A 24,164-nucleotide genomic window follows, 5' to 3' on the forward strand; every position below is an offset into this window, starting at 1 on the left:
ATGGCTGTGAAAAGTTATATCGATGCCATCCGTGAAGCGATGGACTTGGCATTGGAAAAAGATGATGATGTGATTATCTTTGGTGAAGACGTTGGAAAAAATGGTGGTGTTTTCCGTGCCACTGATGGTCTTCAAGCTAAATACGGCGAAGATCGTGTGTTTAATACGCCTTTAGCAGAATCAGGTATAGGTGGCATGGCAATTGGTTTGACTACTCAAGATTATCGACCAATTATGGAAATTCAATTCTTTGGCTTTGTGTTTGAAGTAATGGATTCGATAGCAGGTCAAATGGCACGAAATCGTTTCCGGTTTAATGGTACGCGTAACATGCCAATTGTTGTCCGTTCGCCTTATGGTGGCGGAACTAAAACACCAGAAATGCATGCTGATAATTTAGAGGGCATGGTAGCACAAATTCCTGGTATCCGAGTTGTGATGCCGGCAAATCCTGCTGACGCAAAGGGGCTGCTACTAAGTTCTATTGCGTCCAATGATCCAGTTGTATTTCTAGAAAATTTACATTTGTATAGATCATTGAAAGGTGAAGTGCCGGAAGGATACTACACGACACCATTAGATAAAGCTGCGATTGCACGCGAGGGAGATGATGTATCAATCATTTCGTATGGCGGTGGTGTTCCTGTTGCCTTGAAGGCAGCTGAGGAATTATCTAAGAACGGTATTTCAGCTGAGGTGCTAGATCTTCGTACAGTTTCACCATTAGATATTCAATCAATCGGAGAAACCGTTGCTAAAACAGGTCGTGTGGTTGTTGTGCAAGAAGCGCAGCGAATGGCAGGTATTGGCGCTGCTATTATGAGTGAAATTTCTGAACGATTTATTTTGAGTTTAAAAGCACCTATCGGTCGAGTAGCTGCACCAGACTCTGTTTATCCATTTGGACAAGCAGAAAACGATTGGATGATTAAGTCTGACGATGTTGTGGCCAAAGTAGTGGAGGTTGTAAATTATGACTGAGATTTTTAAGATGCCAGATATTGGCGAAGGTATGGCGGAGGGAGATATTACTTCTTGGTTGGTTAAAGTTGGTGATACGATAGCGGCTGATGATCCAGTCGCAGAAGTACAAAATGATAAATTGATGCAAGAAATTTTGTCTCCGTATGGTGGTAAAGTTACAAAACTTTTTGTTGATGCCGGAACAACAGTTGAGGTTGGCGATCCATTAATTGAGTTTGATGGAGACGGCAGCAGTGAAAATGACTCTGATAACGGTCATGTAGCGCAACCAAGTATTTCTTCGAACGTAGTGGAGACAGAGCAAAGCACCCCAAAAAACACAGCTCCTAAGGAAACTAGCACTGTTCAAGTAGTAAACGGTCATGTGCTGGCAATGCCATCAGTACGTCATTTGGCTCATGAGAAAAATATAGATTTAACACAAGTACCAGCTACTGGTCGCCATGGTCATGTTACATTAGCAGACGTTGAAAATTTCCAGGGATCAGACAATTCAGCACCCACTCAAACGCAAACATCAACCACATCTCAAACAGAGTCGTCTGCAGCTGTTCATGAGGAACCAGCATTACCATTGCGTGAAGGGCGTCAACCAATGGCACCAGTACGTAAAGCGATAGCTAGAGCGATGGATAGGCAAGCAGCTATTCCAACAGTAACGAATTTTGATTCTGTTGATGTTAGAAAATTGGTTGGCCACCGTAAGGCGTTTAAGGAAATGGCTCGAGATGACAAAGGCATACGTTTAACATACCTAGCCTATGCTGTTAAAGCGTTGGCAGCTGTAGCTAAGAAATTCCCAGAATTAAATGCTAGTGTTGACATGAAGGCGCAAGAAATTGTTTATCACGATGATGTTAACATGGGTATCGCTGTGGATGCGCCAGCTGGGTTGTTTGTACCAGTCATTAAGAATGCAGATCGAAAGTCTATTTTCACAATTGCGCAAGAAATAACTGATCTTGCTGAAGCAGTTCGTGATGGATCAATTACACCTGCCCAAATGCAGGGCGGAACAATCACAATTTCTAACCTTGGTTCGGCCCGAGGTACTTGGTTTACACCAATTATTAACGGTAAAGAAGTAGCAATATTGGGATTAGGTTCGATCTTAAAGGAACCGATTGTCAATGACGATGGAGAGCTAGCCGTGGGCCAAAACATGAAATTATCATTGACCTATGATCATCGTTTGATTGATGGCATGCTAGGACAATCGGCCCTTAATTATTTGAAGCAGCTATTGTCTGACCCAGCCTATATGTTGATGGAGGTGTAATTATGGTTGTTGGTGCACAAGCACGTGAAATTGATACAGTAGTCATTGGATCTGGTCCTGGTGGTTATGTTGCTGCTATTCGGGCTGCTGAACTTGGACAAAAAGTTGTTATTATCGAGCGTGATAATATTGGTGGTGTGTGCTTAAATATTGGTTGTATTCCATCAAAGGCATTAATTAATGTGGGTCATAGATACCGTGAAGCAACTGAGGAGACTCCGTTTGGATTACTCACTTCTGGAGCCACACTTGACTGGCAACAGACACAAGATTGGAAACAAAATAAGGTGGTACACACGCTAACTTCTGGTGTAGAGATGCTATTAAAAAAGCATCATGTTGAAATTGTTAAAGGAGAGGCAGTGTTCAATGACAACGAGACCTTGAATGTTTTACAAGAGGATGGTCATGAACTATTGCAGTTTAACAATGCAATAATTGCTACAGGTTCGAGGCCAATTGAAATTCCAACTATTCCGTTTGGTGAACGCATCGTTGATTCTACTGGTGCTTTAGGTTTTACTGAAATACCAAAAAGATTAATTATTGTTGGTGGTGGCGTTATTGGATCTGAGATTGGCGGTGCCTATGCTAATTTAGGAGCGCAAGTAACCATTATTGAGGGTTTGGATCACACACTGAACGGTTTTGATGCGGAAATGACGAAACCAGTATTAGATGATTTTAAAGCTCATGGTGGTACGGTTGTGACATCCGCAATGGCTAAGGAAGCAACACAGACTGCTAAGGAAGTGACGTTGACCTACGAGGCAGACGGTAAGGAGCAAAGTATTACGGGCGATTATCTCTTAGTAGCTGTGGGACGTCGTGCCAATACAGACGGTTTGGGATTGAACAATACCGATATCAAAGTAGACAGCAAAGGCTTGATTACAACAAGCGATACAATGAAAACGAGTGTACCGCATATATATGCCATTGGAGACGTTGTCGCAGGTCCGCAGTTGGCTCATAAAGCTAGTTTTGAAGGAAAAATAGCTGCTGCAGCCATCGCAGAAGATGCGCAGGCGCGTGATTTACATTATTCACTACCTTCTGTAGCCTATACGCAGTATGAATTAGCAACAACTGGTGAAACGCCTGAGTCAGTCAAAGTAAATCATTTGGATGCAAAAATTTCAAAGTTCCCGTTTGCCGGTAATGGTCGAGCCATTTCTATGGATCAAGCTGTTGGTTTTGTACGGCTGATTAGTGATAAGAGTAGTAATGCCTTAATTGGCGCACAGATTGTTGGTCCCTCTGCATCAGACCTGATTTCCGAGCTGTCCTTAGCGATTGAAAATGGTTTGACAACGAAGGATATTTCATTGACAATACATCCACATCCGACACTCGGTGAAGCAATTATGGATGCAGCTGAGTTAGCCGATGGGCTACCAATCCATATTTAAGTACAAAGTTGTGATGAGTTTAAGAATTGAAGATGTTGGGGGTAAACAATGTCAACATTTATAACAAATGATGACGTAAAACTGAATTACAATATATACGGCGACGGGCAACCAATTATTTTAGTTGCAGGTTATTCAGGCAATCAGGCTACGTGGGCGGCACAAATAGAACCGCTTAAACAGGCTGGGTTTCAGGTGATTACTTATGATCGTCGCAATCATGGTGAAAGTCAAACGGTTGATTATGGCATGCGTATGTCAAGACATGGGCAAGATTTAGCCGAGTTGATCGCAGCGCTTCATCTCAATCAAGTAATTCTTGTAGGACATTCAATGGGTGCAAGTACAATTTGGTCCTATTTGTCGCTGTATGGCGAAGCAGATGTCAAAGCTATTATTACGGAAGATCAAATTCCCAAGATTTTAAGGGATGAAACTTGGTCTCTGGGGATTTTTAATGCAGATATAACAATGATATGGACGGCGGCAGAAAAGTTGCCACATACTAAATTAACACATGCTAAAATTTCAAGTGACATCAAACGTAAACTTGCAGCGGCTTATCATCCCTTTAACTTTAAATATAATGAACCGTTATTAGTAAACAGTTTTATCGAAGATTGGCGTGACATTGTTAAACGTGAACGCGTACCACATTTATTCTTGGCGGGTAAACATTCTCCGTTATGGCCAGCTGACCACGTTTATGATTTGAAGGCTATGTCTACATTCGGTGAAGAACACATATTTGAAGAAGCGGGACATATTCCACATATTGAAGAACCAGAAAATTTCAATCAAGTGACCATCAACTTTTTAAAACGCATCGATGATTATTAGACTGATAATAACAGATTATGACATTAATTTGTTTTAATGGTAACATGAGATTGTTCGGGTTACGTACTATAAATAGTACTAGCTTGTGCTTTCTTTTTTATGTCTAAAATAAAATTTATAATATCCCTGAAGTTCGTGAGAGAATACTTATGAAGAAAATAAAATTAAATACACTTTTTAAATGGGCAGTCGCCTTGTTTATTTACAATCTCGTTGCCAAAATAATCATTTATTTTGCTCAAAAAACGTTACCGGACTTTTATCGAGTTGATACGAGTAGTTTAGCTTCACTGACCGACTCAACTTCAAAATACTTAGGATCTTTATTGGGAATAATTGCGGTTTATATTGTCCTTTGGTTTATGTTCGCAGGTATTGTATTATACTTTCTTCGGCGTTCGTGGGGAGAAAAAAGCGAAAAGCGTTTTACTAGGCAGTTGTTGTCTTACAAATTACATACTTCAATCGCGGCATTTATTATTTTGATGGTCCCGTTAGTTGAATTTGGTTTAAAAGTGCCATTTGCTCAATATCTTGCATTACCCAAAACTTTTGTTGATATGGTGAGTGGATTTTGGGCAAATACAATTTTCACAGCGTGTTATCTTGTACTGATTTTATTGTTAATTAAATTCAGACACATTAGTTATTTTGCGATTTATCAAGATTATTCCTTATTGAATGCTATCAAGATATCTGTAAGAGAAGGCATGGCCTCGGCAATACAGTTATTCTTAAAATCAATAATTCGTTTGGTGGTAGCAAGTGGCATTGGTTTTGCGTTATTATATTTTTTGCAGCTATTTGCTGATACTTTTTTTGACGTAAATAATAGACGCCTCATTGCTAATATCTTACTTGCCATTACAAGTGGATTAATGTATGTTATTACTGCATATATCTTAAACCTGTATGTCACTCTTTTGACAACCGACCACAAGAAAGATGCTGAAAAAAAATTGAATGGCTCTTCGATATTTTTGCAAGGACTCATACTCATAGTCATTGGGGCAGGCAGTACTTTAATTTCCGGTAATTATTTTATATCGCCAAGAGAAAAATATTTAGTGATTGCACATAAAGGTGTTTCATATCCTAATGCCGTCCCAAACTCGTTAATTGCTTTGAAAAGAACTATTGCTACTCATCCTGATTACATTGAAATTGACATTCAACCCACAAAAGATGGCGTATATGTTCTGACACACAATACTAAAGTAAAAACAGTCTCGGGGGAAACGCTTGACATATCAAAAACAAATTGGTCGACTCTGAAAACCAAAAAAGTTACAGAAGATGGGCATCAATTTTATTTAACTAGCTTTTCGAAATATATTGATTTGGCGAATAACAAAAAACAAAAATTATTAGTAGAATTGAAGTTGAATCAAACGATAACAGATGAGCAATTAAAACAATTTGTAGCCAAATATGGCAAGCAAATGAAGGAAAATAAAAGCGAAATTCAATCAATGAACCAAAACGTTATTAAGCGAATATATCAATACACTAGTTTAACTACAGGATTATTATCACCCCTTAAAAATACAGTTGATGGAAATAAAATTAGTAAATTCTATGCTATAGAATATTCAAAGGTTGATGCACATTTATCCAGCCAAATTAGACAGCATAACAAAGATTTGTATAGTTGGACAGTTAACGACAAGCTTGATGTTGAAACGGCCTATATGATAGGTGTCAATGGCGTGATTACCGATAAGCCACGAGAGACACGGACGATTTTAGAAAATATCAGTGAAAAGTTGACTTATCGTAGAGCATTTATTTCTATGATTTTGAATCAGCAAAGTGATATTTAATTCAATCTTTTTGAGTTCGTGCAAAATAATTATGTATGCCCGTGAGGGCTTTTTTGTTAACGTAATGATTTACGATATCCTGCCGCTTGGGCGTCTGCTTCACTATTAAAATAAACAGCGTTGCTACTGTTCATATAGTAGCCAGCTTGACCAGGAACATGATAAATATGTGATTTTGAATTTCCGATAATTTGTTGACTTTCACCAGTGTATGTTTGTGTTGCTGCAGATTGATTCTGTGCTGCTTGTGCTTGTGCAGCTGAAGCTGCTGCTGCAGAATTAGCTGCCGCTTGAGATGACGCGGCGGCTGCCTGTGATACACTAGCTTCACTTGCAGCTTTTTGTGCAGCAGCTATTGAAGATTGTTCTGCTTCGGAACTAGCTTTGGCAGATGACACTGCTTCAGAACTGGCTCTGGCAGATGAAGAAGCTGCCGCGGAGCTAGCTTCTTCTGCAGCTTCTTTTTGAGCGGCTAAGTCAGCTTTTTTGTGTAATGTATTTTTGGCCGTTCCATCAGCATAATTAATAATTGCGTTTGAACTGTCATTATTTAGGTAAACTACTGTTGCACCGTCATTGCCATCTTCTTCACGGTATGATTTAAGACTAATCTTAACTTTCTCTCCAGAGTTAGAATATCCTATGTAAGATAGGCGAATCTGTCGTGGCAAGAGTTCATTGCCACTATACATTGGTGTAACTTGATAATCTAAACGGCTTGATTTGTGGTGCTTAAGCCATTTTGTGAGACCTCTTTCATAATAAAGCATAGCTTTTTTGTTACTGGCATTCGATTTTTTAAGTGCGCCAGTATTTAGGTAAGCTGTCTCTGGAACTAAGTTTTTTGCTTCATCATTTAAACCGCTGAATTGATAGCCAATAAGATGTCCGCGATTGAATAGCCATGACTTACCAATAGATGCGTTGGCTTTTTTATATTTGAATTTATAATTGTGCCAACCAACAGGATTGTAGTTTAGTTTTGTCGCTTGTTTTGCAGTTGGTTCTTCAGCATAATTGAGCTGAATATGAGCATCAACCGCACGCTTTTGACTATCTTGATCAGCTAGAACAAGTTGTTTTTCGTTTTTGAAACTAAGAGGATGCTGCTCAGCACCACTTAGTTTGTCCTTTTGATAACTATCAGCAGCAACACCCAAAGCAGGGTATATCGTACTAGTGGCAACCACTAACACTGCACTGATAGTTACTTTTTTTAGTAACTTTAACATAATAAATTCTCTCCCGAACAGTTTAGCGTGGATATTTGGCACGTATTGAACAATCATTTTTTAGTATTATTAAAAAATAAGAACAAATTTTTTACTTTTAAGCGTGAGTTACCATACTTTTTTAATTATAATACTTCTAAAGTATGATATGCAAATATACTTGTACAGACCAGTTGTTCGATATGTAAACTTAAAACATTTATATCATAAAAGGCATTGACGGAACTTGAAATGCTGATATAATAAATTTGTAAGCGTTTTCTTATGTTGAGGATTCGTTTACACATCAATAATTTTCTGACAACGAGTCAGATGCTCCTTAAATATGTATGCTGAAATGTGTACAATAAATAAGATGTGGTCACGGAAAACCATATCTTATTTTTTCAATATTTATGTTTTTCAAGTTTAATTTATTATGTTTTGATGATATAATTTAAACTGGTTGTGACCTACGATAGTTTCGAAAATATCATGATGTAAAATTACCAATTTTATTTCAAAGTACTATTGTGGGGCATTACTGTCTGGACCATTAGCTCAGTTGGTTAGAGCAAACGGCTCATAACCGTTCGGTCGTTGGTTCGAGTCCAACATGGTCCATCTATTTACTTTAATTTTAGTAGGAGCTTGTCTTCTAATTGTCTTTCTGATATCGATTTTTTAATAGGCACCAATCAATAAAAACGAAATAGGCTAAGAACAACCAAACGGAGTATTTTGGTTGTTTTTATTTGCTACTATTTTAAGTGAAAGGAGGATATGCTAATGAGTCGAGATATTGATTACGATGTACTGAGAAAAAATCAGCAAGAAAACCGTGCCAATGCTTATTTGAATAAAGGCTTGCGATTATTTGGTGCTGCGCCTATGGTAACTATGGGGGTAGCCACTAAAGGTTATATGACCGAGAGTGGTTTTTATTCAGACAAGCATTGATAATAGGGAAAAAAAGTCAGCCAGGTTGGTTTCTGGTTGGTTTTTATTTTCACAAAAAGTAGATGATGAATTAAGTCTAAAGCATATTAAACATCAAGATTAATCCAAAAATGAGAACTAGCCATTAAAAGCGTATAATATGAAGTAAATGAGAAGGAGGATGGATGATGTCAGACATATTTTTAAAAAAACTACGCAATATTATTGGGTTTGACGCTATTGTGTCAATTATTTTTGGTGCTCTGATACTTTTTTGGCCAACGCACAGTGCTTCAGTAGTAGCCGCTTTGATTGGGTTAGCTTTTATTGCGATAGGTATATCGCACATAGCATCCGTATTCGATAGAAAAGATGAAGACGGTTGGGCTCGTGTGGGTAACTTGGTTATTGGGGCTGTCTACTTTATCGCTGGCGTATTCACCTTTATAAACTTGTATGCAGCAACTACCTACTTGTTTATAATTGTCGGCTTGCTTGTTGGTATGACATGGATACTGGAAGGAATTATTGAATTTGGGTCACTGAAGTATTACACACAAAAAGGGTGGGCGATGTTTTCAGCTCTCATCAGTATTATTGGTGGAATCGCGTTATTGTTTGCGCCTTTGCTCAGTGCAATCTTCCTTTGGCAATTACTTGGGGCCTCTTTACTGGTACTAGGTATTATTAAACTGTTGCATTTCTTTGCTTGGAAAAGGTAAAACTTATTTTCCAATTACAACGCCGTCTGCTTAGATTAATTCTGGACAGACGGTTTTGTGTTATAATCAAATCAATTTTAAATTATAAAGTCTTAAACAATTTGATTAGTGACTGATGTAACAGAAAATACTATATTTAAACATAAAAGATTGCGAGGAAATTTACTTTGGCAGAAACCAAAACAGCAACAAAAAAGAAAAAAGCAGCACCACGGAAGAAATCTAAAATCAAGAAAAATCTAGTTATTGTTGAAAGTCCATCGAAAGCAAAAACAATTGAAAAGTATTTAGGTCGCAACTATAAAGTAGTTGCTAGCCTTGGTCATATACGTGATCTGCCTAAATCCACCTTAGGTGTTGATGTCGAAAACGATTATAATCCTAAGTATATTAATATTCGTGGAAAAGGCGATGTTATTAAGGGATTACGCAAGGAAGCAAAAGCCGCAAAAGCCGTTTATCTGGCTTCCGATCCGGATCGTGAAGGTGAAGCAATAGCTTGGCATTTGCAGCATATTTTGGATTTAAATCCTGAACAACCTAATCGAGTTGTTTTCAATGAAATCACAAAAGATACGATTAAAAATTCCTTTAAAACACCGCGTGTTATTAATCAAGATCTTGTTGATGCACAGCAAGCACGTCGTATTCTTGATCGATTAGTAGGTTATTCAATATCACCGATTCTTTGGAAAACCGTGAAGCGTGGGTTGTCGGCTGGCCGTGTGCAGTCTGTGGCCTTAGGCTTGATCATTGCGCGTGAACGTGAGATACAGGCTTTTCAGCCAGAAGAATATTGGACGCTAGATTCTATGTTTAAAAAGAATCGCACCAAATTCAAATCAATATTCTACGGATTTGATGGAAAAAAGCAGCCATTGCCAGACAATGACAGTGTGCAAGATGTGTTGAAGCGGATTAACAAAGATGGTGATTTTGATATTGTTAAGGTGGATACGAAGCAACGCAAGCGCCAACCTCAACCACCATTTACGACGTCAACAATGCAACAAACAGCCAATACACAGTTAAAATTTAGAACGCGTAAAACAATGATGGCTGCACAGCAACTATATGAAGGTATTAATCTGGGTAAGGGGTTAGGTCAAGTAGGATTAATTACTTATATGCGTACAGATTCGACGCGTATTTCATCTGTTGCAAAGAATGCTGCAGCACAATTTATTCACGATACATGGGGTGAAGAATACTCACAGCATAAGCCAGTGCAAGGAAAGCTACAGGAGGGAGCTCAAGATGCGCATGAGGCCATACGACCATCTGATGTCAATCGGACGCCAGAGTCTATCAAAGATAAACTAACCCCTGATCAATTTAAGCTATACTCTTTGATCTGGTCCCGATTTGTTGCTAGCCAAATGACACCAGAAATTTTAGATACAATGGCTGTGACAATTGAACAAAACGGCGTTATCTTTAGAGCTAACGGTTCTAAAACAAATTTTGAAGGATTTACAAAGGCCTATCCAACAGCAAAAAAGAAAGATAATGTTTTGCCTTCGTTGAGCGAAGGGGACAAGGTGAGTTTGGCAAATACAGATCCTGAACAACACTTCACTTTGCCACCAGCACGCTATTCTGAAGCAACGCTAATTAAAGCCTTAGAGGAAAATGGCGTAGGGCGTCCATCAACTTACGCACCAACTCTAGATACAATTCAACGGCGGAACTATGTTCGTATTGATGCTCGTAAGTTTGTGCCAACTGAACTGGGAGAAATTGTTCAAACGATTGTCGAAGAAAGTTTTCCTGACGTGACAAACATGAAGTTCACGGCTGCGGTTGAACATGAGCTAGATGAGGTCGAAACGGGTAACAAGCACTGGGTACCAGTCATTGATTCATTCTTTAAACCCTTTCAAAAGGAAGTCGAGAAAGCTGAGACATCTCTTGAAAAGATTATTATGCATGATGAACTGGCGGGGATGGATTGCGAGGTTTGTGGTGCGCCCATGCTAGTCAAAATGGGTCGTTATGGCAAGTTCTATGCCTGTGCACGTTTCCCCGATTGTCGTAATACAAAAGCAATTGTTCAGGAAATCGGTTTGCTATGTCCAAAGTGCCATAAAGGACAAATTGTTCAGCGAAAAACTAAACGTGGACGAACGTTTTATGGTTGCCAAAGATATCCCGATTGTGACTTTGTAACTTGGGATAAACCTACGGAAAAGACATTAGCTGACGGTACAACACCAAAAGATGATGAGAAAAAAGAACCAGTCAAAAAATAAAAGCCACAATTTTATATTGTGGCTTTTATTTTAATTTGAATATTGATTTTTTGGGACGAAGATAAGAAAAACCTTCGCCAAGCTGTTCTTGCGTTGTAAATATGGAAACAAAAGCTTTTGGATCAACCTGATCAACAATGCGCCGGACTGTGCTGACTTCTGAAGGGTCAACTACGGCATAAACAACACGTTGATCTCGATGAGAGTAGCCTCCTTCAGCTTTAAGCAAACTAGTACCACGATCAAGTTCATCCATAATAGCATGTGACATTTCTTCTGGATACTGTGTAAAGATCATAAAGGACCTTGCATCATAAGCGCCGCGTTGCGTCATGCTAACAACTTGTGAAAATACAAATGAAGCAATCAGTGTGTACATCATGTGAACAATATCAATATAAACAAGTGATAACAGTAAAACACAGGCATCTAGGATAAACATTGTCCGTCCGATAGGAATGCTAAATTTTTGCTCTACAATACGAGCGACAACGTCACTGCCGCCTGATGTGCCACCAAAGCGGAATACAATGCCTAAACCAAATCCGGCAATTATCCCGGCAATTATTCCAGCAATCAGCATATCATGATGAAGTGCAGGCGGAGTGGGCACAACTTGCCACAACCAAAGCCAAAATGATAGGGATGCAATGCCCCAAATAGTGTAAATCAGTGCACGACGCCCTAAAATACGATAGCCAATAAAAAGTAAAGGGAAATTTAATAGTAAGTTAGTATAAGCAGGATTCCAATTAAAAAGTGCACGCAAAATTAGTGTGATACCAGAAATGCCGCCTTCGGCTAAGTCATTAGGAATGTTAACATTAATTAACCCCCAGCCATACATTCCAGTACCAATTGCAATCATAATTAAGTCTCTAATAGAAATACGTTCTAGATTAGTTGTTTCCATAGTCAAAACCTCGTAATATCTCGTAAAATTAATCATACCATATATATGGTAGGAAATTTATCGCTTTATTTGATATAATAGTTAGTGATTAGAGGTTAATATGGCAGATTATAATAATTATAAACGACCACAATTTTATAAAAAAAAGCATCCAGTACGTAATTTTTTTATCGTGCTTGTAATTTTAATTGTTGTAGCGTTGAGTATTTTTATCTACATGAATTATTCAACAGCACAAAAAACAACCACACCAATTGAACAGAAAACTAGTACAAACAGTACAATCGAAGAAAATTCTGATTCAACATCTGAAGATAGCAGTTCTTCGGATGAAAGTGAATCAAGTGATTCTGAGTCATCGTCAAGTGAATCAAGCTCGTCGTCATCTTCAAGTAGCTCAAGTTCATCATCTTCAAGCAGTTCAAGTAGTGCCGCTGATTCAGCGCAATTAAAGGGCAAAAAGATTAGTGAAGCTATTGCATGGGCTAAAGAAAATAGGCGTACTTATTCATGGAACATTACATCAGGTGGAAATGATGCCGTTGTGACGCAGATTACAGATGATGGACAGAATATTAGTTTTACAGCATCAGCTGATCAATAATGGTTAAGAAGTTACTAACAATCGCTGGCTCTGATTCACTTTCAGGTGGTGGAATTCAGGCTGATTTAGCTACATTTAATGAATTTGGATACTTTGGGTTAAGTGTGATCACAAGTATTGTGACCGTAACAAACGACAATTTTAAAATTTATCCAACTGATTTAAAAATTATTCAAGCACAACTTGATTCAACGTTAGCATCAGATGATATTGCTGCGATTAAAGTTGGCTTACTGCCCACAGTTGACATTATTGATCTAGTTGCTGAGTATTTAAAAAAAGTCGATGTACCTGTTATTGTTGATCCCGTGATGGTGTTCAAAGAAACGGATAGTACAAATACTGATTTTTTGGTACAAGAAATAAAAAATCAGTTATTACCATTAGCCACAGTCGCAACTCCAAATTTAGATGAGGCACAATTATTGTCTGGTGTAACGATTCAGAGTGTAGACGATATGAAAGCTGCAGCAAAAGTTATTGGTAGTTTTGGAGTCGAGAGTGTTGTAGTTAAAAGTGGCGCGCGACTCGCTGGTAATCAAACATTCGATCTTTTGTTTCACAATAACAACTATACAATATTTGAACAGAAAAAAGTGATGTCAAATATCCCCATGAACAACGGCGCTGGCTGTACTTTTTCATCCAGCATTGCAGCTAACATCGTAACGTCCAGTGTTACGGATGCTGTAGCGGATGCAAAAGCATTTGTACTTGCGGGCATTGAAAATGGTGTGATAATAAATGAAAATTTTGAAGTAGGCAATGTCTGGCAGGCCGCTAGGCGTCTGCGCAACAACTAAAGTAAAAGCGACAGATCAACATCTGTTGCTTTTTATATGTTAAAGGCACATGTGAAATGGTAATCATAGACGAATTGATACAATATCGACGCACACTGAGGTCGATGGATCGCAGTTTATTAAATCAAATGTTGGATAATGTTCAAGTTGCTGCATTCTTTGAAACTAGTGATAAAAAAAGCACAATGTATGCATTTGGACAAAAAAAAATATGGTCAAAAATGCCAGATAAAACAGATTCGATTGTTTTTGGTGCCAGCTCTTTTGATGATCAGTTAGAAGCAGGAATCATGAAGGGTTTTTGGTTTGAGCCTGAATTTTTAGTTTTATTGCAAGATAATCAATTACTATCTAGTACTACAGCTATTGACGATTATTTAATGCAACTTAGTCAATTAAAAAAACCACAAGCACCGCAAATTATCGATGAAAGTGCTGAGACTGATTGGCAAGCAAGGGTGCAGACTTTAATTAATGAGTTGAGTGTTAATCGAAGTTTAAAAAAGGTGGTTTTTAGTCGGCAACAGCAAATAACCTTATCAGCAAAATTGGTTTTGTCTAAAGTTATACCAGCACTGCAAAAACAGCAAGATGTTTATCATGCGGCCCTCAAAAGGGATACTGAACTATTTATAACTGCCACACCAGAGCGACTGGTTAAAATAAATGATAACCAAGTAGAAACAGCAGCTGTGGCCGGTACAATTCGTCGCGGACAGATAGACCTAGAAGATGTTAAACTGGGTAAAGAGTTATTGAATAGCGAAAAGAACAATCAAGAGCATCGTTATGTTGTGGATAATATTGTTCAGCAATTGGGTAGTTTAACTAATCAATTGCATGTGCCAAATAAGCCTTTCTTGTTGAAAAATAAGCAGGTTCAACATCTTTATACGCCAATCCAAGGCACATTAGCTACCAACATTTCTATTAAAGATGTTGTCGGAAAATTACATCCAACCCCAGCTTTGGGCGGTTTACCAAGAAAAAATGCCTTGGTATATATTCGTAATTATGAATTGCATCCCCGAGGATTATTTGCATCCCCAATAGGATATTTTACAAAAAATAATTTCGGAGAATTCGTTGTCGCTATTAGATCAATGTATGTTAATGGGCGAAATGCTCGTCTGTTTGCAGGCGCTGGTATTGTTGCTGAATCAGATAGCCAACAAGAATATTACGAAACAACTTTAAAGTTTCAACCAATGCTTGAGTTACTGGAGGAACTATCAAATGACGGACACACTAACTTTTAATACAAAGCACCTACTAGAGGCACTATTTGAAAGTGGCATTCGACATTTTATTGTGTCTCCTGGATCCAGAAGTACACCGATAGCATTACTTTTAGCAGAATACGCAGAACAAAATAATGAAATTAAATTATTTGTTGATGTTGATGAACGGTCAGCTGGCTTTTTTGCTTTAGGAATCGCCAAAACACTTTTAGAACCTGTTGTTCTGCTAGGAACATCTGGCACTGCAATTGCAGAGTATATGCCAGCAGTGGCTGAAGCGTATGCTGCGAACATACCATTAGTCGTATTATCGACTGATCGACCCCAAGAATTGCAGTTCAATGGGGCGCCACAGACTATACCGCAAAGCAACTTGTTTGGACAATTAACAAAGCAAGCAGTTTTAATACGTTTGCAAGATATGCACAGCGATGTGACAGAGTATATTGATTTCATAGTACAAAAAGTGGTTAACTTATCTATTACTGCACCACGTGGCCCTATTCAAATTAATTTACCACTTCGTAAGCCATTAATGCCTATATTAGCTCGCCAAGATGAGGTGCATGTTCAACGAGTAGTTTTTGACAAGCAATCCGTGCAATATCGTTTACCACCAATAACGGCAAAAAGATTATTAATATTGGCTGGTCCAAATGTTTTGAATAGTTATGACGATAGTTTGAAAAAGTTCGCTATTAAAAATAATGTACCTGTCATTGCCGATGTTCTGAGTCAAAGCAGACACACATATACAATTCATGGCATAGATGTTTTACTTCAGGCACATAAGATTAATGCTGATTTGAAGCCTGATTTAGTTGTTCGGTTTGGTAAAACGCCAGTGTCTGCACGTGTATTACAGTGGCTAAAAGAGGAAAATATTTTAACTTGGCATGTTGATGAAGATGCTGGTGTAGATCATACAAGGCATATTGCACGAGCAATCAAGATGGCGCCACATGATTTCCTGGAAAGCATGCATTTGACGCTGTCTAAAAATCAGATTGATTTTAATCAAAAGTGGTTGTCTTTGCCTAAAGTAATAAAAACTCGTAACGAAATGAATATTATAACTGCTTTGGATGATGCTGTTCCAGATGACACGCATATTTTTGTGGCTAACAGTATGCCAATACGTGACATGGATAACTTTTTTACTGGAAACCATACGCAGCGCATTTATGCAAACCGTGGAGCTAACGGCATTGATGGTGTGATATCGAGTGCATTGGGCATGAGCGCAGTGGTTAAGCAGCGGAGTGTTTTGTTGACAGGTGATTTGACGCTGTTTCATGATATGAATGGTTTAATGATGGCTAAAAACTATCAGTTACCGTTAGATATTATCGTAATTAATAACAACGGTGGGGGCATTTTCTCATTTCTACCACAGGCCGGTGCGCCAAAGTATTTTGAACAATTATTTGGCACGCCGTTAAATATAGACATTAAAAAAATCGCTGATTTATATGATATAGACTATCATCAATTGAATGTTCCAGAAGCATTAAGCCAAATTCTACAGACACCTTCAAAAACGACAAGACTGATTGAATATAAAAGTGATCGTCAGAGGAATAGAGATGACCATCGTGAAGTATTGGAGATGTTAAAATGATTATTGACGTCAATAATTATCCTTATCAGGCTTACCTGACGAAAAATAATGATGAAAATCAAAAGTGGCTATTATTACATGGCTTTATGGGCTCTCATTGTGATTTTAATCATATTATTGATCATTTACCGGGACAAGTACTGACTTTGGACTTACTGGGGTTTGGTGGTCATACAACGTCGGTTGAAGTTACCAGATTTGAAATGGCTCATCAAATACAAGATTTAGCGATTATATTGAATCAATTGCACTGGAAAAATATTAACCTACTAGGCTACTCGATGGGCGGTCGGTTAGCTTTAGGCTTTACCAAGGTGCACAGTGAGTTGGTAAAACGATTATACTTAGAGAGCACAACTGCTGGACTGAAGACTGCTCAAGAACGTCATGAACGGCGTGTTTCTGATTACAAAAAGGCTGAAAAAATCCAGCAAAACTTTGAAACATTTGTTACGGACTGGGAGCAGATGCCACTATTTGCTACACAACAACATGTTAGTCCAGAGCAAAAGAAGTTTATGCATCAACAACGGATAAATCAGAATCCAATCAACGTTGCGAACTCACTCCGATATATGGGTAGTGGTGTGCAACCAAATTATTGGCCTTGTTTGCAATCATTACATACACCCACACAAGTTATTGTAGGAGAACAAGATATTAAATTTAACCTTATTGCCGAAGAAATGACAAACTTACTGCCAAATGCCAAAATAAGCATAGTGCCCAATGCTGGACATAATGCGCATTTTGAGCAACCAGCAGCATTTATTGAGGTACTCGATGTATCAAATTAAAAAAATAACTTTAATACCTATTGCACTGACTATGTTGCAAGCCTTTGAAACTGCGCATCACACCATTAGCGAACGACCATTAACTATTGTCACCGTTGAACTATTGAACGAAGATAGTGGTGAGATAGCTGTAGGTTATGGTGAAGTTCAGTCGTTTGCAGACTTCTCGTATACGCTTGAAAATCAATCTGTCAGTCGAGAAATTTTAAAAACAGTTTTGTTACCACAAATTCGAAGATTCTCTTTTAGTAATCCCCAATCGTTTTCGATACGTTTGAATCAACTGACGCCATTTGCTTCATTCGCTAAGGCAGGTTTAGAAATGGCTGTTTGGGACGCGATTGGTAAACTAACGCATCAATCTCTACAACAAATGATTCATGGCCAAGGGGGAACAGTTCCAGTCGGAATCGCTGTCGGTATGGCAGATAGTATTGATGAAGCATTAACGCAAGGATATCAGAGAATTAAGCTTAAAATTGATGCTCATGTAGTTGACTTTGAAAATTTGAACCGGCTGTTAAAAAAATATCCTGAACAACAATTTTCAATTGATGCAAACAGTAGCTTTACAGATGAAAATATTGCACAAATTAACAGGTTACCTGAAAATGTTGGGTTCATTGAACAACCACTTGGTGAAAATGATTTTGTACAGCATGCGGTACTCCAAGCTCATACAAGTAAAATCATTAGTTTAGACGAATCAATTAATAATCTTAACGATGTTGCTACGATGTTGAAATGTCGTTCGGCGAAAGCTTTGACAATTAAACAGGGCAAGATTGGTGGTATTTCCAACGCTTTGACGGCTATTCAACTTGTTGATAAGCCATGGGTTGGCGGCATGCTAACTAGTGGTTTAGGTAGAAGCGTCGATATAGCAATTAGTAGTTTACCTAAAATTGCTTTCCCAGGAGATATTTCAGATAGCAGGCGCTATTTTGAACGTGATATTATTGAGGAACGTTTACGCGTGAATAATGGGATTATATCAGTGCCAAGGAATTACGGCATTGGCGTGACAGTAGATTTAAATGCGATTTCAGATCTGCAAACGGAACAAATGTTTACAATTACTGATTAAAAACGAGGTTATTATGGAAACGAACTATGCGCAACAAATGCTTGATGCTCTCTCAAGTGGGCAACTAGATGATGCAAAAAAATTTTTTGCACAATCATTACGAAAAGATAGTGATGATTTAATTTATAGTTTAGCTGAGGAGTTATATGCTCTTGGGTTTTTGAACCAGTCACGTCGTGCCTATAAAAAATTATTAGAAAAATACCCTGATGAGGATGAACTTCGTACGGCATTAGCTGATATTGCGATAGAAGATGGTGAGATTGATGAAGCGCAAGACTATTTAGCGCAAATTAAGCCTGATTCACCTTCATACTTACAGGCTTTACTCGTTAAGGCAGATGTCTATCAGTCTGAGGGATTAACGGAATCTGCAGAACACAGTCTATTGCAGGCAGAAAGAATATCCCCAGATGAAGATGTGATTCAATTTGCCTTAGCTGAATTTTATTATGCTAATCAAAGTTATCCCAAGGCGGTTCCACGCTATCGTGCGTTGTTGAAAAAAGGCAAACGAGAAATTAGTCGAGTTGATATTGTAGCGCGTATTGGTATGGCGTATGCTCAAGTGGGTAATTATGAGCATGCGGTTGGTTATTTAGAACAAATTAAACCAGAACAAATGACATTAGATACACGATTCCAATTGGCAGTTCTGTATCAAGAAAACAAACGAACCCGAGAAGCGATTGATTTGTTTAATGGTGTATTGGAAGTGGACCCTAAATATACGTCTATTTATCCGATATTGGGACAAGCGTATGAACAAGAACAACAACTTGAGGACGCTTACCGAGTTTATCAAGAAGGATTAGCTCAAGATGAGACCAATACAGTATTATATCGTCTAGCAGGGTTGGCAGCAGAAAAACTTGGAGATGATGCTAAAGCTAAAGCATATTATCAAAATGCTTTGGCGTTAGATGATACAGATGTGACGTCAATAATTATTTTGTCTGCTTTGCTATTAAAGCAACGAGAATTCGAAGCAGACATTCAGTTGTTAGAGAAACATATTCAAGAAGATGTTATTGATCCGGAATTTTACTGGCATTTGGCGCGCGCCTATTATCAGGCAGGCAAGGAAGATCAAGCTACTAAATATTGGGAAATGGCTTTACCCTTTTTCCAAGAGAATACTTCATTTTTGCGTGATATTATTGATTGGTACCATGAAGAAGGTGAACGTCAAGGTGAGATTGATATGATGGTCAGATATTTAAATATCGAACCAGAAGATGCTGATATGCAAATGCGATTAGAAAATGCAAAATATTAAAGATACGCAAATGCTGCTATTTTGGTAAAATAGACTCATATGAAAATTACACAATTACCTCAAGAATTTATAGATGCACAACCAATATTAACAAAGTTAGAAGATGCTGGATTTGAAGCTTATTTTGTTGGTGGTTCGGTACGTGATACTATGCTTGGAAAAACGATTCATGATGTTGATATTGCAAGTAGCGCTTTTCCAGAAGAAGTTAAATCATTGTTCCATAATACTGTGGATACGGGCATTCAACACGGGACAGTGATGGTTTTGGACCATGGGACAGGATATGAAATTACGACTTTTCGTGTCGAGTCAACTTACACAGATTTTAGGCGACCTGATCATGTCACTTTTGTACGTAGCCTCGAAGAGGATCTTAAAAGACGTGATTTCACAATTAATGCTTTGGCAATGCGGCACGACGGTGAGGTATTAGATCTCTTTGATGGTCTAGAGGACATGAAAAAAGGCGTTATTCGAGCCGTTGGTGATGCCGAAAAACGCTTCACAGAAGATGCCCTGAGAATGATGCGTGCCCTGAGATTTAGCGCCCAACTTGGTTTTAACATTGAAGCTGATACTCAAAAAGCATTGGTAGATTTGGCACCGAACTTGGCTAAAATCGCGGTTGAACGAGTTCGAGTTGAATTTGAAAAATTATTGTTAGGTAGTCAAGCATCGCAGAGTTTAGAACTGGCCCTGCGCGATCAGGTCATGAATTATTTACCAGGTCCGCACATTGAAGATTGGTCAAGTATTATAGATGATTTAAATAAAGACCAGGCTACAAATTATACCGTGGCTTGGGCACATATATTATCAAGAACGCAATTTGATGACAAGAAACGTCGTCAATTTATGTACGATTGGAAAATGAGTCGTAACGTGATGAAAACGGTCAACGCAATTGTTCCTATTGTGCATAATCCAAAGAAATCAACTGTATTTGATATATACCAAGTTTTAGCTTATCAGGAAGAATTGCTTGAAGTTTTGTCACTAACTGGTAGTCAGCCCGAGACAATTCAGAGAATAAGTCATATAATAGAGATGTTACCGATTACAAAAGCTGCTGATCTTAACATTAGTGGCGGTGAATTGATCCGTTCTGGTATTTTAACACCTGGGCCTTTATTGGGGCGTGTGCTTAAAAAAATTGAGTACGCAGTCGTTGTTGGTGATATTTTAAATGATCACGACGCACTTGAAAAGTTTGCAAAGGAGTACGTAAATGACCAAAATTAAAATGGTATGGGCTGAAGATCGTCAACATGCAATTGGAAAAGATGGTGGTATACCTTGGCATATGCCTGATGATCTCAAACTGTTTAGAGATGAAACAGTCAATACCCTAATGATTATGGGGCGCCCAACGTGGCTTAGCATTGGGCGGCCATTGCCTAAACGAACAACTGTAGTTATGACTAGGCAAGAAGACTGGACACCAAGTTATCCAGAAGTAAAAGTTATTCATTCCATTGAAGAAGCCAAAAATTTGATAGCTAAGGAAGAGCGAGATATTACGATTGCTGGTGGCGCAGCAGTTTACCGTGAATTTATGCCCTATGCAACAGATTTAGTTATAACGCGAGTTGACGGTGTGATTGATGGCGATACTTTTGTTGATGAGGTGAATTTAACACAATTTCAACTAAAGTCCAGTGAACCACATGCTAAAGATGATAATCATGATTACGCATTCGTTGTCGAACGCTACGAACGCATATAAGGAAAAAATATGTCAAATATTAAAATCGTTACAGATTCAGCTGTAGCATTAACTCCAGAAGAAATTACCAAATACGATATCAAAATTGTGCCGCTATCAGTACAAATCGATGGTACAGTCTATGAAGATGGTGTCACTATTCAGCGCGATGAATTTCTTGAAAAGATGATTGAAAGTAAGAGCCTTCCTCAAACATCGCAGCCATCAATCGGCACATTTCAAGCTGTTTATGATGATATTCATCAGAAATTTCCAGATTCCGAAATTTTAAGTCTCCATTTATCATCAGGGCTGTCAGGAACTGTCCGCGCTGCTGAACAAGCAGCCGCATTGACAAGTGCTAAGATTACAACATTTGACACATTAGCGGCTGACCGTGCGCAAGCATTTGTTGTCTTACAAGCGGCAAAAATGGCGTCCCAAGGGGCTACGATGGCTGAAATATTACCAGCGGTTGAAAAAGCTCGTGATGAGTCGCATATTTTTTTGAGTTTTACTTCTTTGACAAATATGGTTGCCGGTGGTCGCTTGAGTAAAACACAAGGAATTATCGGTAATTTGCTAAACATTAAGGTCGGTGCTGGTGTAACAAAAAATGATGGCACGGTTGAAGTACTGCTCAAAGGCCGAGGCATGAAAACTATTGCTAAATTCAACAATAATGTTATTGCTAAGATGCAAGAGTATAAGGAAGTATTGTCAATAGGTATCTCTCACGCAGGAATTCCAGAGGAAGCAGCTCAAATTGCAGCACGCTTAAAAGCAATTTGGCCTGACATTGAAATTCCAGTTTTAAATACAACACCAATTATTTCTACTCATACAGGCGTAGGCGCATTAGCAATTTTGTACCGAGCACGCTAAAATAAAAACCCCAGAATTTTATTTCTGGGGTTTTATTGTTGCATTAAAATTGGTACACTTAAAAAGCATTTATCAAAATCGGCAATCGTGCCGGACTGGTTCGGAAAATCCCAGAATAAAAAACCAAGTGTGATTGTATTGTATCAATAAAATCACATATGACAGAAAGGAAAGATAAAATGCAAAAAGTTATAATTGACACGGATCCAGGAATTGATGATAGTTTAGCACTTTTGGTCGCATTAAAATCACCAGAGCTTGATGTTATCGCCATTACTGTTGTCGAGGGAAATGTCCCTACAAAAATCGGTGTTCAGAATACTCTCAAAGTGCTTGAAGAGGTAGGAAGGACTGATGTTCCTGTCTTTGAAGGGGCACATGAACCCTTGCAACATGAGTACATCAGTGCACAGGATACCCACGGATTGGATGGGTTAGGACAAAGTAATATTGCTGTCCCAATGATAGAGGCCAGCACAATAAGTGCCCACTCAGCATACAATCAGTTACTCACCAATCATAATGATGTTTGGGTACTGGCTTTGGGACCGTTGACAAATATTGCGCTAGCCATGCAAGAAAATCCCAAGGTTTGGCAAAATATGTCGCGCCTAATCATTATGGGTGGATCCTATCTTTCGAATGGAAATACCTCACCAGTTGCTGAATACAACTTCTGGGTAGATCCGAATGCAGCTGATTATGTTTTGAAAAATAGTCCTATTGTAGCTGAAATTGTCCCATTAGATGTTACTCGAAAAATGTTACTGACACCAAATATCTTGTCATTAATGCAGCGATTGAATCCTGAGCAATCAATATTTATCACAAAAATCATTAAGTTTTATTTTGATTTTCATTGGCAACAAGAACACGTGTTGGGGGCGGTTATTAATGATCCACTTGTGATTATTCATGCATTATATCCTGAGTATACTCGTGGCATTAGTAAATATGTCACTGTAGTAACAGAAGGTGTAGCCCTCGGACAAAGCATAGTTGATATAGCTGATTTTTGGAAAAAAGAAGCGAACGCAGTGATTTTAACAGAGGTGGATTCTTTGCATGTTATGGCGGAAATCATAGCTCGCCTATTGGAAATTTCGTCAGCAACCATATTGACTGAATTAACCAATATTGCCACAGATCTTGAGGTATTATCATGAAAAAGCTATCTACTCAGCGTATCACGTTAATTGCCTTATTTATTGTGATTAATATTGTTGGTGGTCACATTGCTTTACTTGCCAAGTTACCAGTTTACTTAGACACGATTGGTACGCTTTTAGGCGCATCTTTTTTTGGTCCAGTTGGTGGCGTAGTCGTTGGTATTTTGACAGCATTAATAAACGGTACAACAGGTGACCTTTTTTCAATTTACTACATGCCTAGCCAAATTGTTACCGCTCTTGTGGCAGGATTAATTTACAGAAAAGTCAGCGCTACGGATGTTAAAAATATTTGGTGGTCAGCTTTGATCATATCCGTACCGGCGACAATTGTGAGTTCAGTAATTACCGTCATTCTTTTTCACGGCATTACTTCTTCTGGGTCAAGCACGATTGTACAGGTGCTTCACGGTCTTGGGGTCAACCAAACACTTTCTGTTTTTCTAGTACAGATTGGAACGGATTATCTCGATCGCCTGATTGGCGTGTATGTTGTAGCCGTAGTATATAGTGTTATCGTATCACGCGTTCATTTAATTTAAATATCACTTTATAAAATAAAAAAATAAAGAACGAGGAATACTTGTTCTTTGTA

At 38.4% G+C, this 24,164-nt stretch carries 22 protein-coding genes and 1 tRNA gene; 21 read left to right on the top strand and 2 right to left on the bottom strand.

The window, feature by feature from the left end; genetic code table 11:
* The 5 genes from RHP64_RS03630 to RHP64_RS03650 all read left to right on the top strand — a co-directional run bounded on the left by RHP64_RS03630 (position 1) and on the right by RHP64_RS03650 (position 6,338).
* Positions 1 to 981: an alpha-ketoacid dehydrogenase subunit beta gene (locus RHP64_RS03630; protein ID WP_011679527.1), complete on the top strand. Its 981-nt coding sequence runs from the start codon at positions 1 to 3 to the stop codon at positions 979 to 981.
* Entirely contained in the window at positions 974 to 2,263 is a 1,290-nt protein-coding gene (locus tag RHP64_RS03635; protein ID WP_025267934.1) for a dihydrolipoamide acetyltransferase family protein, read from the top strand. The genes RHP64_RS03630 and RHP64_RS03635 overlap by 8 nt, the downstream gene beginning before the upstream one ends.
* 2 nt (positions 2,264 to 2,265) lie before the next feature.
* Positions 2,266 to 3,675: a dihydrolipoyl dehydrogenase gene (gene lpdA, locus RHP64_RS03640; RefSeq protein ID WP_025267935.1), complete on the top strand. Its 1,410-nt coding sequence runs from the start codon at positions 2,266 to 2,268 to the stop codon at positions 3,673 to 3,675.
* A 48-nt stretch (positions 3,676 to 3,723) separates the two neighbouring features.
* Entirely contained in the window at positions 3,724 to 4,515 is a 792-nt protein-coding gene (locus RHP64_RS03645) for an alpha/beta fold hydrolase (RefSeq protein WP_025267936.1), read from the top strand.
* 149 nt (positions 4,516 to 4,664) lie between these two features.
* The gene (locus tag RHP64_RS03650) at positions 4,665 to 6,338 is read left to right on the top strand and encodes a glycerophosphodiester phosphodiesterase family protein (protein ID WP_061514802.1); all 1,674 of its coding nucleotides are present in this window, start codon (positions 4,665 to 4,667) and stop codon (positions 6,336 to 6,338) included.
* A 56-nt stretch (positions 6,339 to 6,394) separates the two neighbouring features.
* Here the strand turns inward: RHP64_RS03650 and RHP64_RS03655 are convergent, their stop codons facing one another.
* Positions 6,395 to 7,570, bottom strand: coding sequence for a DNA/RNA non-specific endonuclease (locus RHP64_RS03655; protein WP_011679532.1), 1,176 nt, complete (start codon positions 7,568 to 7,570; stop codon positions 6,395 to 6,397).
* Between the two features lie 529 nt (positions 7,571 to 8,099).
* Here RHP64_RS03655 and RHP64_RS03660 point away from each other — a divergent pair.
* From RHP64_RS03660 to topA, 4 genes are all read left to right on the top strand, one after another.
* A tRNA-Ile gene (locus tag RHP64_RS03660) sits at positions 8,100 to 8,173 on the top strand.
* Positions 8,174 to 8,338: 165 nt separating this feature from the next.
* Positions 8,339 to 8,509: a hypothetical protein gene (locus RHP64_RS03665; RefSeq protein WP_011679533.1), complete on the top strand. Its 171-nt coding sequence runs from the start codon at positions 8,339 to 8,341 to the stop codon at positions 8,507 to 8,509.
* 167 nt (positions 8,510 to 8,676) lie between these two features.
* Positions 8,677 to 9,210, top strand: coding sequence for an HdeD family acid-resistance protein (locus tag RHP64_RS03670; protein WP_038534120.1), 534 nt, complete (start codon positions 8,677 to 8,679; stop codon positions 9,208 to 9,210).
* A 167-nt stretch (positions 9,211 to 9,377) separates the two neighbouring features.
* On the top strand, positions 9,378 to 11,462 hold the full coding sequence (gene topA, locus RHP64_RS03675; RefSeq protein WP_025267939.1) for a type I DNA topoisomerase: 2,085 nt from the start codon (positions 9,378 to 9,380) through the stop codon (positions 11,460 to 11,462).
* Between the two features lie 25 nt (positions 11,463 to 11,487).
* Here topA and RHP64_RS03680 read toward each other — a convergent pair whose 3' ends face one another.
* Positions 11,488 to 12,375, bottom strand: coding sequence for a YitT family protein (locus RHP64_RS03680; RefSeq protein WP_025267940.1), 888 nt, complete (start codon positions 12,373 to 12,375; stop codon positions 11,488 to 11,490).
* A gap of 100 nt (positions 12,376 to 12,475) precedes the next feature.
* On the opposite strand from RHP64_RS03680, the gene RHP64_RS03685 reads away from it, so the two are divergent.
* The 12 genes from RHP64_RS03685 to RHP64_RS03740 all read left to right on the top strand — a co-directional run bounded on the left by RHP64_RS03685 (position 12,476) and on the right by RHP64_RS03740 (position 24,111).
* Complete coding sequence (locus RHP64_RS03685; RefSeq protein ID WP_011679536.1) at positions 12,476 to 12,979, top strand: hypothetical protein; 504 nt, start codon at positions 12,476 to 12,478, stop codon at positions 12,977 to 12,979.
* Positions 12,979 to 13,782: a bifunctional hydroxymethylpyrimidine kinase/phosphomethylpyrimidine kinase gene (locus RHP64_RS03690; RefSeq protein ID WP_014324521.1), complete on the top strand. Its 804-nt coding sequence runs from the start codon at positions 12,979 to 12,981 to the stop codon at positions 13,780 to 13,782. Before RHP64_RS03685 ends, RHP64_RS03690 begins: the two co-directional genes overlap by 1 nt.
* A 104-nt stretch (positions 13,783 to 13,886) precedes the next feature.
* The gene (locus tag RHP64_RS03695; protein WP_038534121.1) at positions 13,887 to 15,041 is read left to right on the top strand and encodes an isochorismate synthase; all 1,155 of its coding nucleotides are present in this window, start codon (positions 13,887 to 13,889) and stop codon (positions 15,039 to 15,041) included.
* Entirely contained in the window at positions 15,019 to 16,644 is a 1,626-nt protein-coding gene (gene menD / locus RHP64_RS03700; RefSeq protein WP_025267943.1) for a 2-succinyl-5-enolpyruvyl-6-hydroxy-3-cyclohexene-1-carboxylic-acid synthase, read from the top strand. The genes RHP64_RS03695 and menD overlap by 23 nt, the downstream gene beginning before the upstream one ends.
* Positions 16,641 to 17,441, top strand: coding sequence for a 2-succinyl-6-hydroxy-2,4-cyclohexadiene-1-carboxylate synthase (gene menH, locus RHP64_RS03705; protein ID WP_011679540.1), 801 nt, complete (start codon positions 16,641 to 16,643; stop codon positions 17,439 to 17,441). Before menD ends, menH begins: the two co-directional genes overlap by 4 nt.
* Positions 17,428 to 18,528, top strand: coding sequence for an o-succinylbenzoate synthase (gene menC, locus RHP64_RS03710; protein ID WP_025267944.1), 1,101 nt, complete (start codon positions 17,428 to 17,430; stop codon positions 18,526 to 18,528). Before menH ends, menC begins: the two co-directional genes overlap by 14 nt.
* Before the next feature lie 13 nt (positions 18,529 to 18,541).
* Positions 18,542 to 19,807, top strand: a complete 1,266-nt coding sequence (locus RHP64_RS03715) for a tetratricopeptide repeat protein (RefSeq protein WP_025267945.1) — start codon at positions 18,542 to 18,544, stop codon at positions 19,805 to 19,807.
* A gap of 39 nt (positions 19,808 to 19,846) precedes the next feature.
* Positions 19,847 to 21,052 carry a CCA tRNA nucleotidyltransferase gene (locus tag RHP64_RS03720; protein ID WP_011679543.1) on the top strand — a complete coding sequence of 402 codons (1,206 nt, stop codon included), beginning with the start codon at positions 19,847 to 19,849 and terminating at the stop codon, positions 21,050 to 21,052.
* Positions 21,039 to 21,536: a dihydrofolate reductase gene (locus RHP64_RS03725; RefSeq protein WP_025267946.1), complete on the top strand. Its 498-nt coding sequence runs from the start codon at positions 21,039 to 21,041 to the stop codon at positions 21,534 to 21,536. Before RHP64_RS03720 ends, RHP64_RS03725 begins: the two co-directional genes overlap by 14 nt.
* 9 nt (positions 21,537 to 21,545) lie before the next feature.
* Positions 21,546 to 22,400 (top strand): DegV family protein, encoded by an 855-nt coding sequence (locus tag RHP64_RS03730; RefSeq protein WP_004164228.1) that lies wholly within the window; start codon positions 21,546 to 21,548, stop codon positions 22,398 to 22,400.
* Positions 22,401 to 22,579: 179 nt separating this feature from the next.
* Complete coding sequence (locus tag RHP64_RS03735; RefSeq protein ID WP_014324529.1) at positions 22,580 to 23,566, top strand: nucleoside hydrolase; 987 nt, start codon at positions 22,580 to 22,582, stop codon at positions 23,564 to 23,566.
* Positions 23,563 to 24,111, top strand: coding sequence for an ECF transporter S component (locus tag RHP64_RS03740; RefSeq protein ID WP_014324530.1), 549 nt, complete (start codon positions 23,563 to 23,565; stop codon positions 24,109 to 24,111). Before RHP64_RS03735 ends, RHP64_RS03740 begins: the two co-directional genes overlap by 4 nt.
* Positions 24,112 to 24,164 lie beyond the last annotated feature (53 nt).

The organism is Leuconostoc sp. XM4, from assembly GCF_055698815.1.